This window comes from Nocardia testacea NBRC 100365 (assembly GCF_000308775.1).
Taxonomy (GTDB): Bacteria; Actinomycetota; Actinomycetes; order Mycobacteriales; family Mycobacteriaceae; genus Nocardia; species Nocardia testacea.
Window position 1 is genome coordinate 1 of sequence record NZ_BAGJ01000077.1, and the last position, 14,604, is coordinate 14,604.

Sequence of the window (14,604 nt, forward strand, 5' to 3'; positions counted from 1 at the left end):
GAGCCCGGACCGCGCCGCGACCTCATCCACCGGGATATCCGCCGACTCCAGCAGTTCCCGGGCCAGATCGACCCGGCGGTCGCGGAGCCAGGCCCCCGGCGACAGTCCGGTTTCGGCCCGGAACCGGCGGCTGAAGGTCCGCGGGCTCATGCGCGCGTGCGCGGCGAGGGCTGCGACGCTGAGCGGCTCGGCCAGCCGGGTCAGCGCCCAGGCCCGGGTGGCGGCGGTGCTGAGGTCGTCGGGTCCGGGAACATGATGTTCGATGAACTGGGCCTGCCCGCCCTCGCGCCAGGGCGGTACGACGCAATAGCGGGCGGCCCGATTGGCCACGGTAGCGCCGTGATCGCGGCGGATGATGTGCAGGCACAGGTCGATTCCGGCCGCCAGGCCCGCCGAGCTGAGCACCGTGCCCTCGTCCACGAACAGCACGGACTCGTCGACTTCGACCGCGGGGAACAGCCGGCGGAAATCGTCGGCGTAGCGCCAGTGGGTGGTGGCGCGGCGGCCGTCGAAGACCCCCGCGGCGGCGAGGACGAAAGCGCCGGTGCAGATGGACACCATCCGGGCGCCGGCGGGCACGGTGGCCAGTGCCGCGGCGAGTGCCGGGCCGAGTTCGCCGTCGGACCGGGCGGGGCGGTACCTGGTGCCGGGAAGTATCACCGTATCGGCGTCGGCGAGTGCCTCCGGGCCGGCTGCGGCGACCAGCGAATACCCGGCGGTGGCCGGTACGGGCCCGGCCTCCAGGGAACACGTCACGACCCGATACAGCCGATTGCCCGCCTCGTCGGTGGCCTCGCCGAAGACCAGCGACGGGATGGTCGCGTCGAAACCGATCACCGGATCGAGCAGCAGCACAGCGACGGTATGCGGCCGCCGCCGCCCCTCACCGATGGCAGGATCTTCACGCATAATGTCAATTCTGCCACTGGCGGCCCGGCAGCGCCTGCCGGAGGCTGATCATCGTGATGACGAAGATCGAGTCCGGGGGCGCGGTCGCGCGGGCCGGGCGGTGGCCGCGACCGCATTTCGCCTGGATCGTCGCGGGCGTGAGTTTCGTGGCGATCCTGGGCGCCGCCGGATTCCGGGCGGTGCCGAGTGTGATGATGACGCCGCTGCACGAGGAATTCGCCTGGTCGCATGCGACGATCGGCGGCGCGATGTCGGTGAACATGGTGCTGTTCGGTGTCACCGCTCCATTCGCCGCCGCGCTCATGGACCGGTTCGGCGTGCGCCCGGTCCTCACCGGTGCGCTACTGCTCATCGCCGCCGGAACCGGTGTGGGCACCGTCATGAGTGCGAGCTGGCAGCTGGTGTTGCTGTGGGGTGTGCTGGTCGGGCTCGGTACCGGGTCCCTCTCCATGGGTTTCGTGGCGACCGTCTCGACCCGGTGGTTCGTGGCCCGGCGGGGGCTGGTCACCGGGGTGCTGACCGCGGCGAGCGCGACGGGCCAGCTCGTGTTCCTGCCCGTGGTCGCCGGAGTTACCGACGCCTTCGGCTGGCGCTGGGCCTCCATCATCGTGACCCTCGCGGCGCTGGCGGTGATCCCGCTGGTTGTGCTGTTCATCCGGGACCGTCCCGGCGATATGGGCCTCACCGCCTACGGCGGCGAATCGGAGCCCACGGCGGGCCCACTACCCGGCGGCACTTTCACGGCAGCGCTGGCCGGGCTGGCGCAGGGCGCGCGGGTTCCCGTGTTCTGGCTGCTCGCGGGCAGTTTCGCCATCTGTGGAATGACGACGAACGGTTTGATCGGCACGCATTTCATCCCCGCCGCGCACGATCACGGCATGCCGGTCACCGTGGCCGCCTCACTTCTGGCCACCATCGGGATCTTCGACGTCGCGGGCACGGTCTTCTCCGGCTGGCTCACCGATCGCGTGGATCCCCGCGTGCTGCTGGTGATCTACTACCTCGGCCGCGGGGCGTCGCTGCTGCTGCTACCGTCGCTGCTCTCGCCCGGTGCCGAGCCGAGCACCTGGGTTTTCATCGTCTTCTACGGTCTCGACTGGGTCGCCACCGTGCCTCCGACGATCGCGATCTGCCGCGCCTGGTTCGGCGCCTCGACACCGGTGGTGTTCGGCTGGGTGTTCGCCGCCCACCAGCTCGGTGCCGCCGTGGCCGCGTTCGGCGCGGGCTGGATTCGTGACGCACACGGTTCCTACGACCTCGCCTTCTACGTGGCCGCGGGGTTGTGTGTGGCGGCGGCACTCCTGTGCGGTGCCGCCCGGCGGCCGCGGTCCGATTTCCCGGCGGCCGCGGCGGCACCGGTCGCCGAGCGGGCCTGACCGGAGCGGCGGCGGATCGGGCCGTCCGGCCGGCGAGGGAGGCACCGTGCGCCGACTGTTACCGCCCTGAGTCGTCACCGGAGTTTGCGCGCTGTGCGCAGGGGAAAGCGCTCGATGACCGCGGGCCGACCGTGCCCCGCACCGACGCCGGGAGAGGCCATGGACTACCGCGCCCTCGCCTTCGCCGCACTCGTCACCTGTTGTGCTCTCGGTCCGCCGGTCGCGCAGGCGACGCCGGTGCCCGATCCGGTCCCGCCGACCGCCGCGGGCGAGCCCGCGCCACGCACAGCGCTGTCGGTGCGTTCGCTCACCGGCCTGCGCTGGGGCAACTCCGAAGAGCACCAGATACGCAGCGCGCTGTCGCTGGCCAAGCTCTACCTCACCGATTACGCACTGCGCCACGGCGACGGTTCGGCCGGTGACCGCGCCCACGGTGAGCGCATGATCCGGTATTCCGACGATGCGGCCGCCGACGCGGTGGAGGCGAAATATCCCCAGGCCATCGCGATCGTCGCCGCCGAATACGGGCTGACGGAAACCCGGCCGGGCGCGAACTGGGGCAGCTCCACCACCAGTACCGCCGACGTCGCCGATTTCCTCGCCGCCAAACAGCGCTCCGATCCGGCCTCCCCGATTCTTTCCTGGATGGCCACCGCCGCGCCCCGCGCCGCCGATGGCACCGAGCAGAACTGGGGTACAGCCGCGCTGCCCGGCGTCCAGGGCACCAAATGGGGATGGGCGGACGCCCCGCCGCAGGAGGTCGCCTCGGCATCGTTCGGGCCGGTTTTCACGGTGGCCGCGCACACCCGTGGCGGTCCCGCGGACCAGACGGCCGACGTGCTCGGGGCACTGGCGACGATCCGGCCCGGTCGTGGTGGGCCTCCCGCGACTCCCGTACCCGCGCACATCACCGGCTCCCGTCCGGCGCCGGAAGGCGCGTGGCCCGGGTGACTCCCCGGTCAGACCGAACGGGCGCGCGGCGGTGCGGGATTAGGACTGAGCCGCAGAGCGAACAACAGATCGGTGTTGTGCACGGGTTCCGGTGATTCGGCTCCGCGCAGCAGCCCGGCCCCGCGGATCCAGCTGTGGTGCCAGTGATGCAGGTCCGGCAACGTGGTGTCGCACCGTGCCGCGGTGTGACGGAGGCGGCGCCCGGCACCGCCGATGGCGCCGGCGAACAGTTTCGCCGGGGGTGCGGGGTGTGCTTCCTGGTACGCGCGGGCCTCGTGCAGCAGTGCCCGCACCGGCCCCGGCAGAACCCAGACGTACAGGTCGGCGGGCTGGACGTAACCGATCGGCCCGGTGAAGACCAGTCCGTCGCGGGTGAGTCCCGTACGCGGCACCGAACCGAGCTCCACCATGGTGGCGCCGGTACACAACAGCGTGGCGAGGGCCGCCGCGTCGACCGGATTACCGGTGCGTGCCCGGATCCGGCCGAGGGTGCTGTCGTCGATGCGCGCGGTGGTCAGCCAGGGACCCACCGAGTAGTTGAGGTCGGGCGGCAGTGCCAATCGCATACCGTGCAGCAGGAAACCCGCCTGGGCCCCGCGCAGCCGGGCCACGGTGTGCCCCCGGCCCGGACTGCCGCAGACGAGTTCACCGAGAAACCGGTACAGCCCGAGGATCTCGTGTCGTTCGCCGGGGTGGGTCACCTCGGCGAACTCCGGGCGGGCCGTCGAGAACGAGTGATCCCAAAGGTATCCGCCGGTGCCTGGTTCGCCGAACGGTATCGGCGTGGTGGCGCCGTCCGGGTGATGCGTGCACGGCCGGCCGGTACGCGCGGCGAGCCAGCGGCAGGTCGCCTCCATCCCTTCGGTGTACACCACGTCGAGACGGGCGAATTCCGCCGCGGACAGACTGCGGTGGGCGTCGGCGCGGAAGGTGGTGACATCGCTGTCGGGGATCCAGGGCAGGCCCTCGTCACCGGTGGTCAGCGAGACTTCGGCGATCGGGTCCCGGTTCTCGGCGTCGCGGTAACCCATTATGCGAGTGGCGGGTTCCGGCACCGCGGGCCCGGCCGGGGCCCGCCGCGCCCGGCGGATCGTCAGGTACTGGTGTAGTTGTCCCTCGGCCAGACCGAGCTTGCGCGCTGTGGACCGCACATCCTCGACGGACAGTTCCTCGTTCTCGTCGAGTTGGATCAATCGGTCCAGTGCGGACGGACGCAGCGTGGCGCCGCTGGTCTCGGTCACGGTGACAACCTCCTGGGCGCAGGCCCGGACGATATTTCTTCTCTCCTCCGGTACAGAACATTCGAACACTTTCCGGGCCCTGGGAGGAGACGATCAACGAGAACTTAACCACCGTTGACATGAAATCCGCAGTTCCGGCAGTTGCGGAATGTTGGCAGTCGGCCGCGTGGAAACCGCAATCGGCACCGGCTCGTGAGCGCATGCGCTGGAACCGATATCGATGGGCTCGACCCATACGCGGTAAGAAATCGGTGGCCGTTCGATTGCTGATTTTCGGAGTTGTCACCGCTGGTAACCGGAGTCCGGGCGACGGAGGCCAGCCCTGGTGTCCGCGCCGGCGCTCGTCAGGCGTCCGGTCGTCCACCCGGCTCGAGCGAGCCGCCGGCGGCTCGCCATTCGACCAGGCCGCCCGACATGTTCTTCGCCTCGAAGCCGTATTCGATGAGGAGGTTCGCGGCGCCGTAGGACCGCAGGCCGCCGGTGCAGAAGGTGATCAGAAGCCGATCATCGGGCAGCTGTTCGTATCCCGTCGCCAACTGTTCGAGCGGTAGGTGGACAGCACCCGGAATGTGGGTGCGCTTCCATTCGAACTGCCGGCGCACATCCACGATCAACGCTCCGTCGCCGACGGCGGCGATCGCCTCCGGCGCGGACAGGGAGGGAGCGCGGTACAGGTAGTGGCGGATGCCCATGGGAGTCGATCCTCATTTCCTCGGAAGGCGGGGACGGTGACCTTTTCGCGGTCTTACCGGGTCAGGCGGTGGCGCCGGGGCGCACGATCATGAGCACCACGACGACGAGCCACAGCACGTTGTAGCCGCCGGTGAGCATGCCGAGGGTGCGCAGTCGCCGTCCGTCGTCGGGTGTTTCCAGGGCTTGACGCTGCATCGGGTGGATCGTCGTGAGCACGACCGCGGCGGCGCACGCGGTGAGAACGATCGCCGCGGTGATCCAGATCTCGCCCAGTCGGTCCTGGAGGGTGGCGAGGACGATGCCGACTACGGGGACGATCAGGCTCAGCCGGCCGTAGGTGCCGGTGATCCGGTGCAGGGCGGCGGCGACGGCGTGATGACGCTGCGGGGCAGCGTCCGCGGCGCCGGACACCGGGGCGTAGCGAGGGAAAAGGCTGGTGGCCACGGCGGAGCCGCCGACGAAAACGATCGCTGCCAGGACGTGGACCGACAGCAGCAGGTTGTGCATGGACAGCTCCCTCTCAACCTTCAGGTGAGCTGAAGCCTAACAGATCCTTCAGCTTGGCTGAAGGGGTGTCGGCGACGGCACAGTAGCACCGGGCGAGGCCGCGAGCTAACCGTCGATGGGCAGCTCGCCGCTGCGGCAGAGGTAGGAAGCGATTTCGGTGAGCTTGGTATTGCTGTGCTGACTGGCGCGCACCAGCAGGGCGAAGGCCTGGTCGGCGGTCAGTTTGTACCGCTCCATGAGAATGCCCTTGGCCTGACCGATCAGGTCGCGGGTATCGATGGCGTGCTTCAACTGCGACACCTGCTGCGCCGTGGCCATCGCCACGCCGGCGTGGGCGGCGAAGAGTCGTCCCACACGTTCGGAGTCGGCGCCGAAGGCGCGGGGTGTGCGGGCGTACAGATTGAGGGCGCCGAGATCGTCGCGCAGTACATAGAGCTGGAAAGAGAGCATGCTGCCGATTCCGAGTTCGGCGGCGCGCGCGGCGAACCGCGGCCACCGTGGTTCTCCGGCGGTATCGGGCAGTGCGACGGTGTGCCGTTCGTACAGCGCGTCCAGGCAGGGGCCCTGTTCGACGTCGATCTGGGCGCGGTCGACCTCCACGACCACGGCCGCCGAGACGATCGGCGTATCCATCAACCGCCGTCGGGTGACCACCGAGATTCCCGCGTACGCCGCGCCCGGTACGGTATCCACCGCGGTATCGACGATGCCCTGCAGAGTGGCCGTCACATCCGCCCGCGATTCCAGGTAGCGGGCCAGATCACCCAATCGCTCGGCCAGGTCCGCCGGTATCCGGGACCGTCCCGGCGCTTCCCGCGCCGTGTCCTCGCCGGGGCCGGCTCGTGGATCGGTCGCCATGGTCGGAAGCACCTTCCGCAATAGGGTCCCCGGCCGGGCCCGGCCGGGGACGTCGCCCGCGGGCTCTCGTCCGGAGGCCACAACCGTTCTCCAGCCTACGTCGGGTGCCGACCCGGCGATCTCGCACGCCCGCCGGGCGGGTTACCCCGGCGGCGGCCGGAGAAATACCGCGGCCGGAGGCCATCGGGACTCCGGCCGGGTTGTCCGGCGAACGGCTCGCGGGTTACCGGCGGCGCGGCATCGCCGTACCGATCACGGCATCCGGGATGCCGGCCGCGTGTCCGGGAACGATCTCGCCGGCCCGATAGACGGGCCGGTCGATACCCGGCTCGTCCCGGATGACGACCGGGGTTCCGAACCGGCCCGGCGCACCGGTCGTGCTCTCCGGCCGCTGCTGCAGCGTGGTCACTGCCGCGACGACGGTGGAGCGGATGGGTAGGCCGGCGGTCCGGGGATCGGCGCCGGCGAGGCGCGCGAGGCGCGCGTAACCGGTCACCAGGCATATCTCCACGCCGTCGCGGCGGTATTCCGCCGCATCGGCCGCCAGCGCTTCCACAGTGCGCAGCGACAGGAACCCGAGCCTGGTGGCATCGACGATGAGCGAGCCGCATCCGGCGCTCGCCGCTTCGGCCGCCTCACGGACCTTCTGCCGCCACAGGGCGAGAGTGAAGGCGTCCGCTTCGCCGCGGACGGCCAGGACGGCGATTTCGCCGCGCCGGAGAGTCCGGAAGGTCAGCTGGTCACCGGGCGACCTGGATGGTGACGGGGAAATACGGGCAGAAGGTGGAGCCGAAGAACCGAGAGGCTTCATGGGGACCTGAATCAGTCGAGATGCCGTGCGGCATCGTGGTCGGGCCGACCCTGGAGTCTCAAGGCGAACGTGAACCCGTCAGCCCCACCCTACGCGCCCGGGTCCGCGGCCGGGTATGCCGAGCCGCGGGCGCGAATCCGGCGCCTGCCTTCGCGCGGCGCGAGGGTGTTTGCCCGCACCGGCCCCGGGTAGGCGGCCGGGTGACGGCAGGCTGCCGTCATCGGCAACAAGGTCAGGAGGTACGGGACATGCCGATCGATCAGGAAACCGGCCAGGTCACCGGGACCAAGGACAAAGACTACAACCTGCTCTGGTTCGCCGAGGCATCGTTGAGCAACGCACTGCGAATGGAGATCTACAGCCAGGACGCCGAGCGGGCCGGTGATACCGAGCTCGCCGATTTCTTCCGGCGGGCGCAGGGCGAGAGCCGTAAAGGTGCCGAGCAGGCGAAGGCATTGCTCGCCCGCCGTCTGAGCTGATCGTCTCGGCGGCGGTGCACCAGGGTGCCGGGCGGACAGGCACCGAGTTCGTCAACGCGGCGGAGTCGAATCGCCGTGCCCACAAGAGTCTACGAACAAGGGAGCGCACTATGAGCCAGATCAGTCCTGTGCAGGTGCAGAAGTATCTGTCCGGAGTCGACTATCCCTGTGACCGCGACGGCCTCGTCTCCACGGCGAAGAGCAACGGAGCCGACGCGGACGTGCTCGACGTCCTCGGGGGCCTGCCGGACCGGTCCTTCGACGGGCCGGACGCGGTCAGCAAGGCGATTTTCTGAGTACACCGGGCAGCAGCCGGGCCGGGGGTCGTGCCGACGAGGCACCCCGGCCCGGTCGCCGAATCCGGGACGAGCGCGAAGTGACCCGCGGTCACTCTGCGCCGGTGCCGATACCCACCACCTCGAAACCGGTTCCGCGCAGGACGTCGCGGTCCAGCAGGTTGCGGCTGTCCACAATGATCGCGCGGTCGGCTCGGGCCTTCAGTCGCGACCAGTCGAGGGCGCGGAATTCGGGCCATTCGGTGAGAATCACGAGTGCGGCCGCGCCGTCCGCGACCGGATAAGGGTCGTCCACCACCTGTATCGGATCGAGTCCGGGGGTGCTGCCCGGGACGCACGGGTCGTAGGCCCTCACGGTGGCGCCGTGCCGGCACAGCTGCCGCGCCACCGCGACCGCGGGCGAGTCGCGCAGATCTCCGGTCCCGGCTTTGAACGCCAGACCCAGCACGCCGACACGGGCACCGGCAAGCGAACCGTCGACCGAGCCGGTGACCGCGCGCCGCACCTTGCGCAGCACCATGGCGTGCTGCCGGTCGTTGGCGCGTACGGCATCGCGCAGGATGGCGAAATCCACGCCCGCCGCTTCCGCGGCGCGCAGCAGCGCATGGGTGTCCTTGGGCAGGCAGGAACCGCCCCAGCCGGGTCCGGGGGCGAGGAAATCCGGCCCGATGCGGTCGTCCATCCCCATCGCGCCGGTGACCTCGCCGATATCGGCGCCGACGCGTTCGCACAATTCGGCCAGGGTGTTCACGAACGACAGTTTCACCGCCAGAAAGGCATTGCTGGCGTATTTGGCCAGTTCCGCGCCTGCCGTATCGCAGCGCAGTACCGCGGCGCCTGTTCCCGCGTACAGCTCTTCGACCCGATCGGCGGATTCCGCGTCCCGCGCCGCGGCGCCGATGACCACCCGGTGCGGCCGCAGGAAATCCTGTACCGCCCGGCCTTCCCGCAGGAATTCGGGATTGCTCACCACGGCCGTGCCCGCGCGGCCGGGACGGGCCGAGAGCCGGGCCGCCGTCCCCACCGGCACAGTGGATTTGGTGACCAGGGTGCAGTCCGGCCGCAGCACGCCGGCCAGCGTCTCGAGCGCGGTGTCGAGCACACCCAGATCGGCCGCTCCGCCGTCGCCACGGGGGGTCGGCAGGCACAGCAGCACCACCTCGGCCTCGGCCAGCGACTCCGGGTCGGTGGTGAAGACGAGCCGGTCCTCGTCCAGGCCGGCCCGGACCAGTTCCGGCAACCCCGGCTCCACGATCGCGACCCGGCCCGCGCGCAGCTGTTCGATCTTGGTCTCGTCGTTGTCCAGACAGACCACGTGATGACCCAGATGGGCCAGACAGGCGGCGCTCGTGAGCCCCACATATCCGGCGCCGACCACACCGACGCGACTACCCATGGCGGACCCCCTTTCCGATGACCTCGGCCGCGGCGCCGAGGACGCGTTCGGGTCGCACCTCCAGCAACCCGGAATCAGGACGATCCCCGTGCGGATCGCCGAGTTGCCCCGCCCACAGCGCGATATGACATTCCGCGGTGGGCGGCGGGCCCCAGGTACCCGGCGAAGTGGGTCCGAACAGCAGCACCGACGGCGTGCCGAACGCGGTCGCGAGATGCCCGACGCCGGTATCGCCGCAGACGACCAGCGCCGCACCGGCGACCAGCGCCGCCAGCCCGGTCGTGTCGGTACGTCCGGCGTACACCGCGGAGTCGGGCACCCCGGCCCGGCCGGCGACAGCCTGCGCCAGCGGCACCTCCGCGGGCGATCCGGTGACCACCACCGGGCGGCCGTCGGCGGCGAGTTCGCGGGCCACGCGGGCGAAACGTTCGGGCGGCCAGCGCCGGGCGGGATAGGCCGCGCCCGGGTGGATCACGACCGCGTCCGGCGCCGGTGTGGGTGTCGGCGGCGGACGCAGCCGCAGCGCGGTGGGATCGGTGCGGATCCCCGCGTACTCCAGCAGCCGGCACCAGCGGTCCACCTCGTGCAGGTCGGCCCGCCAGGCCGGGCCGGGGTGGGCGGGGAAATCGGGATGGTGATGGGTCAGTACCGAGCCCGGCCCGGTCGCCGCCAGGTCGCGGATACTCTCCGGGCCCCGCCCGTGCAGGTTGACCGCCAGCCGCGGCGGTTCGTGCGGCCGGCGCAGCGCGCCCAGACCGGACGTCGGCAGCAACTCGTCGACCGCCTCGACGAGATCGACCAGGCCGCGCAGTGGTTCCGGCGCGGCCAGCACCAGGCGATCCGCCGGGTAGGCGGCGCGTAGCGCCCGGAGTGCGGGTACCGCGGTCAGCAGATCGCCCAGGCCGAGCGCGCGCAGTACGAGAATCGAGCCGCTCAGGGCCACGACCCCTCTTCCGAAGCGCAGACCACGAGTTCGCGGACCTCGCATCCGGGCGGCTGGCCCAGCGCGAACAGCACCGTGTTCGCGACATCGGCCGGCCGGTTCAGTTTCGCCTCCGGTGGCGGTTTGTATTTCTCGTCGCGCCCGTCGAAGAACGCCGTATGCATCCCGCCGGGCACCAGCAGGGTCACCCCCACCTCCCCGGCGGTCTCGGCGGCGAGCGCCCGGGTGAACCCGATCACGCCGAATTTCGACGCGCAGTAGGCGGTGGCATCACTCGCGGCGCGCAGACCGAGGGTGGACGCGCAGGTCACCACGGTGCCCCGGTGTTTCCGCAACGTGGGCAGCGCCGCGCGGACCACGGCCACCGTGCCCAGCAGGTTCACCTGGATCACCCGGTCCCAATCCTTGGCGGGTACCTGGTCCAGTGGTCCGCAGGCATCGGTTCCGGCGGCGGTGAACACGCCGTCGATCCGGCCGTCGGCGGTGTCGAGGAGTTCGCGGACGGCATTGTCTGCGGCGGCGGTATCGGCGAGGTCGGCCCGGACAAAGTCGACCGTCGTCTCGGGCTGGTCCCGGTCGATCACCAGGGGACGGCCCCCGCGCTCGAGCACCGCGGCGGTGACCGCGGCGCCGAGACCGGAGGCGCCGCCGGTGATCAGGACGTTTCCAGGGTTTCGCATCGCACTCCTTCGTTCTCGGGTCAGCGCCGGGATCGGGTGACCAGCTGGGTTGTCGAATAACCGCGGATCGTGGGGATCAGCGCTATCTCGCCACCGTGCTCGCGGACGACGCCGGCCTCGGGCAGATCCGCTTCGGTGTAATCGCCGCCCTTGACCCAGATATCGGGGCGCAGTCGCTCCAGCACGGTGGCCGGGGAGCTCTCGTCGAAAATCGTGACGGCGTCGACCGAGGACAGTTCGCCGAGCAGCCGGGCACGGTCGCGCGCGGCTACGATCGGGCGGCTCGGCCCCTTCAGCCGGCGTACCGAATCGTCGGAGTTGAGGCAGACGATCAGTGCGTCGCCCATGGCGCGGGCCCGGCGCAGGAGGCTGACATGGCCGGGATGCAGGAGATCGAAACAGCCGCCGGTGGCGACGAGCCGGCCGCCGCGTGCCCGCACATCCGCCGCCACCTCGAACGCCGATCCGGTGCGTTCGGTGCGTTCGGTGCTCATGGCTGCGGGCAGGTCCTCGCACGACAGGGCGGCCGCGCCACCGGCGGCGACGAATCCGGCGGCATCGCCCACGGCCCGGCCCACCGCCTCGGCCACCGTCGAGCCGTCCAGCAGGGCCGCCGCCGCGGCGGAGGCGAACCGGTCGCCGGCTCCACAGGTGTCGTGGGTGGCGGAGCCGACGCGGATCTCGCCGGGCACCGGCACCGTGGCCAGTCGCTTACCGTTGGCCAGGACCGCGCCGGCGGAGCCGAGGGTCACGGCGACGGAATCCGCGGTCCACTCGTCCCGGAGCACTTTCGCCAGTTCGTCCGGTTCGGCGTACCCGGGCGCGAACTGCCGCGCCTCGCTCATATTCGGTGAGACGAGGGCGGCGCCGGGGATCGGCGCCGGCCCGCGCGGATGCGGATCCCACACCACGGGCACCGACGGGCCGAGGTCGCCCAGCAGCCGCCGGATCCGGGGATGTGCGGCCACCCCGCGTCCGTAGTCGGCGACCAGGATCGCTCCGGCCGCGCGCAGCGCCCGGACGATCGCGGGATCGAGCGGCCCGGCCTCCGCGGTGCCGTCGCCGGTGTCCAGCCGGACCAGCGACTGGCCGCCCGCGCGGACCCGGGTCTTGCGTACCGTTTCGCCCCGCAGCGCCATCGGCACCACCTCGACTTCCCGGTCGAGCAGCCGTCGCAGGCTGCGACCGCCGTCGTCGTCGGCGGTCGCGGTGACGAGTACGACCTCGGCCACCGAGCGGGCCGCCAGGATCGCGGCCAGCCCGGCGCCGCCCGGCCGCAGCCGCCTGCTCTGGACATCGACCACGGGGACCGGCGCCTCCGGGCACAGCCGGGTCGCGTCGCCTTCGATATCGACATCGAGCAGGCTGTCGCCGAGGACGATCAGCGGTTTCACGCCGGAATTCCCAGTGCCTCGTCGAGCGCCGCGCACAGGGTGTGCACGAGAGCGAGATGCACCTCCTGCACGGTGGCGGTGCTCGGCGCCTCCACCGCGATCGCCCGATCGCTCAGGGCGGCCAGCGGATTGGGCGCCGGTCCCGTCATGGCCCAGGTGGTGACCCCGATATCGTGCGCCGCTTTCGCGGCGGCCACCACATTCTGGCTGGTGCCACTGGTGGACAGCAGGACGAGTACGTCGCCGGGCCGGCCGTGGGCGCGAACCTGCCGGGCGAACAATTCGTGCCCGCCGTAGTCGTTCACGATGGCGGTCCCCGCGGAGGTGTCGGCGTGCAGCGCGATCGCCGACAGCGGGCGCCGCTCGTTGTGGAAGCGTCCGACCAGTTCGCCGGTCAGATGCTGGGCCTCGGCCGCGCTGCCCCCGTTACCGCAGGCGAGCAGGCGGCCGCCGTCGCGGAACACCGTGGCCAGTTCGCGCCCCCACCAACGGATTTCCGGCGCGTGCGCGTCAACGCGCTGCAGTGCCCGGCACAGAGCCGCGAAATGCTCTTCCATCACGACACACCTCCTGTCTGCAGACCGGCGGACCCGCCTGCGATGAGTTCTTTCACCGCCAGGACGACGTCGTCCGGGGAAATCGATTCCAGGCACGGATGTCCGGCGATCGGGCACTCCCGTGCTCTGCTGTCCCGGCACGGTGCGTCCTGGTCGCCGAGGACTGTCACCGGCACGCCGTAGGGCGCCCACCGCGCCGCCGGGACCACCGGCGCGAACAGGGAGACGACCGGGGTGCCGACGGCCGCGGCCAGATGCGCGGGTCCGGTATTCGGCGCCACCACGACGCTCGCGTCGCGCAGTACCGCGGCCAGTTCCGGCAGGGTGGTCGCGCCGCCCAGGTCCAGAGCGCGATCACCGGCCACCTGTGCGGTGCACGGCCGATCGGCGTCGGCGCCGGTGACGATCACGCGGTACCCGGCGTCGGCGAGCGCGGCGACGACGGCCGCCGACCGTCCGGGGGACAGCTGGCGAGCCGGTACCGACGCGGCGGGATGGACGACGATATATCCGGGCTCGCCGGTGCGATCGCCGACGTCCGGTAGCGGGCCACGCACCGCCAATCCGCCGTCGTCACCCGGCGGGAGCCGGAAGCCGGCCGCGGTGGCCAGCGACAGGGCGCGTTCGGCCTCGGGTGGGTCGCCGGTGACACGGTGCCGCAGGTCCAGCAGCGAACCGGGGTAGTCCTCGGAGATGGCGCCGATCCAGCCGACCCCGGCCATCCGCAGCACCAGGGCGAGCGGCAGCGGCGACTGATGGAACGAGGTGAGGATCAACGCGCGGTCCACGTCCAGGCCACGCAGTTCCTCGACGAGGGCATCGACGCCCGTCGCGGTCACCGCCGGGGGTTCCGGGTCGATCCAGGGGGCGCACCAGGTCAGCACGCGATCCACACCGGGCAGCAGGTCGGCGCCCGCGCGCCCGCGCGGCCCGGCCAGCAGTGTCACCGGCCCGGCGTGTGCCGCGACCGCGCGGATACACGGCCCCGCCAGCAGGACATCGCCGACGTTGTCCATCCGCGCCACCAGCACCCGGCCCGTCACAGCAGCCCCGCCATCGCCATCCGGACCGCTTCGGTGAGATCGGGCGCGACCATCGCCGCCGCCCGCGCGTGCCGTACCTCCTCGGGCCGGGTCCGTGCGGTGGGTACGAGTACGGCCCGGGCCCCGGCCGACAGTGCGGCGGCCACATCGGCGCCGGTATCGCCGATCAGTACGCAGCGGTCGATATCGACCCCGAGTTCGGCCGCGGCGCGGCGCACCATACCCGGTGCGGGTTTGCGGCAGACACAACCGTCGTCTTCGCCGTGTACACAGACCTGCCAGGTGCCGAACGGCCCGAGCAATTCCTCGACCCGGTCGTTGACCGCGGCCAGCTGGCCCGGACTGATCAGCCCGCGCGCGACACCGGACTGATTGCTGACCACGCCCAGCTGGATCCCGGCCGCCCGCACCAGGCGCAGGGCGTCGGCGGCGCCCGGCACCGGCCGCACCCCGGCGGGGTCGGCGAGGTA

General features: G+C 71.3%; 17 protein-coding genes. 4 read left to right on the top strand and 13 right to left on the bottom strand.

The features are described from left to right. On the bottom strand, nt 1–909 hold a 909-nt coding region (locus ON38_RS09570; RefSeq protein ID WP_051164548.1), incomplete at its 3' end, for a GlxA family transcriptional regulator. Between the two features lie 56 nt (nt 910–965). Here ON38_RS09570 and ON38_RS09575 point away from each other — a divergent pair. Both ON38_RS09575 and ON38_RS37895 read left to right on the top strand, forming a co-directional pair. Beyond that, complete coding sequence (locus ON38_RS09575) at nt 966–2,285, top strand: MFS transporter (RefSeq protein WP_051164546.1); 1,320 nt, start codon at nt 966–968, stop codon at nt 2,283–2,285. A 159-nt stretch (nt 2,286–2,444) separates the two neighbouring features. Then, nucleotides 2,445–3,236, top strand: a complete 792-nt coding sequence (locus ON38_RS37895; RefSeq protein ID WP_174372405.1) for a hypothetical protein — start codon at nt 2,445–2,447, stop codon at nt 3,234–3,236. Nucleotides 3,237–3,244: 8 nt separating this feature from the next. Here ON38_RS37895 and ON38_RS09585 read toward each other — a convergent pair whose 3' ends face one another. The 5 genes from ON38_RS09585 to ON38_RS09605 form a co-directional block, all read right to left on the bottom strand. Then, nucleotides 3,245–4,477, bottom strand: coding sequence for a hypothetical protein (locus ON38_RS09585; RefSeq protein ID WP_039824115.1), 1,233 nt, complete (start codon nt 4,475–4,477; stop codon nt 3,245–3,247). Nucleotides 4,478–4,821: 344 nt separating this feature from the next. Further along, nucleotides 4,822–5,169 (bottom strand): rhodanese-like domain-containing protein, encoded by a 348-nt coding sequence (locus ON38_RS09590; RefSeq protein ID WP_039824117.1) that lies wholly within the window; start codon nt 5,167–5,169, stop codon nt 4,822–4,824. Between the two features lie 61 nt (nt 5,170–5,230). Then, on the bottom strand, nt 5,231–5,677 hold the full coding sequence (locus ON38_RS09595; RefSeq protein ID WP_039824119.1) for a DUF2269 family protein: 447 nt from the start codon (nt 5,675–5,677) through the stop codon (nt 5,231–5,233). 105 nt (nt 5,678–5,782) lie between these two features. Beyond that, nucleotides 5,783–6,535: a GAF and ANTAR domain-containing protein gene (locus ON38_RS09600; protein WP_083872478.1), complete on the bottom strand. Its 753-nt coding sequence runs from the start codon at nt 6,533–6,535 to the stop codon at nt 5,783–5,785. A gap of 223 nt (nt 6,536–6,758) precedes the next feature. Next, entirely contained in the window at nt 6,759–7,346 is a 588-nt protein-coding gene (locus ON38_RS09605; protein WP_039824120.1) for an STAS domain-containing protein, read from the bottom strand. 248 nt (nt 7,347–7,594) lie between these two features. On the opposite strand from ON38_RS09605, the gene ON38_RS09610 reads away from it, so the two are divergent. Then, nucleotides 7,595–7,825, top strand: a complete 231-nt coding sequence (locus tag ON38_RS09610; RefSeq protein ID WP_039824121.1) for a hypothetical protein — start codon at nt 7,595–7,597, stop codon at nt 7,823–7,825. Between the two features lie 110 nt (nt 7,826–7,935). After that, nucleotides 7,936–8,121: a DUF2795 domain-containing protein gene (locus ON38_RS09615; protein ID WP_039824124.1), complete on the top strand. Its 186-nt coding sequence runs from the start codon at nt 7,936–7,938 to the stop codon at nt 8,119–8,121. 91 nt (nt 8,122–8,212) lie between these two features. Here the strand turns inward: ON38_RS09615 and ON38_RS09620 are convergent, their stop codons facing one another. The 7 genes from ON38_RS09620 to ON38_RS09650 form a co-directional block, all read right to left on the bottom strand. Next, nucleotides 8,213–9,517, bottom strand: coding sequence for a UDP-glucose dehydrogenase family protein (locus ON38_RS09620; RefSeq protein ID WP_039824125.1), 1,305 nt, complete (start codon nt 9,515–9,517; stop codon nt 8,213–8,215). Further along, entirely contained in the window at nt 9,510–10,460 is a 951-nt protein-coding gene (locus ON38_RS09625) for a glycosyltransferase family 9 protein (RefSeq protein ID WP_039824127.1), read from the bottom strand. Before ON38_RS09625 ends, ON38_RS09620 begins: the two co-directional genes overlap by 8 nt. Beyond that, nucleotides 10,451–11,140: an SDR family oxidoreductase gene (locus tag ON38_RS09630; RefSeq protein ID WP_039824128.1), complete on the bottom strand. Its 690-nt coding sequence runs from the start codon at nt 11,138–11,140 to the stop codon at nt 10,451–10,453. Before ON38_RS09630 ends, ON38_RS09625 begins: the two co-directional genes overlap by 10 nt. A 20-nt stretch (nt 11,141–11,160) precedes the next feature. Beyond that, nucleotides 11,161–12,534: a PfkB family carbohydrate kinase gene (locus tag ON38_RS09635; RefSeq protein WP_039824129.1), complete on the bottom strand. Its 1,374-nt coding sequence runs from the start codon at nt 12,532–12,534 to the stop codon at nt 11,161–11,163. Beyond that, nucleotides 12,531–13,094: a D-sedoheptulose-7-phosphate isomerase gene (locus tag ON38_RS09640; RefSeq protein WP_039824130.1), complete on the bottom strand. Its 564-nt coding sequence runs from the start codon at nt 13,092–13,094 to the stop codon at nt 12,531–12,533. The genes ON38_RS09635 and ON38_RS09640 overlap by 4 nt, the downstream gene beginning before the upstream one ends. After that, a complete protein-coding gene (locus ON38_RS09645; protein WP_051164547.1) occupies nt 13,091–14,134 on the bottom strand; it encodes a glycosyltransferase family 9 protein in 1,044 nt (347 codons plus the stop codon). Before ON38_RS09645 ends, ON38_RS09640 begins: the two co-directional genes overlap by 4 nt. Beyond that, a partial coding sequence (locus ON38_RS09650; RefSeq protein WP_039824132.1) for an HAD family hydrolase occupies nt 14,131–14,604 on the bottom strand: 474 nt, incomplete at its 5' end. The genes ON38_RS09645 and ON38_RS09650, both read right to left, overlap by 4 nt.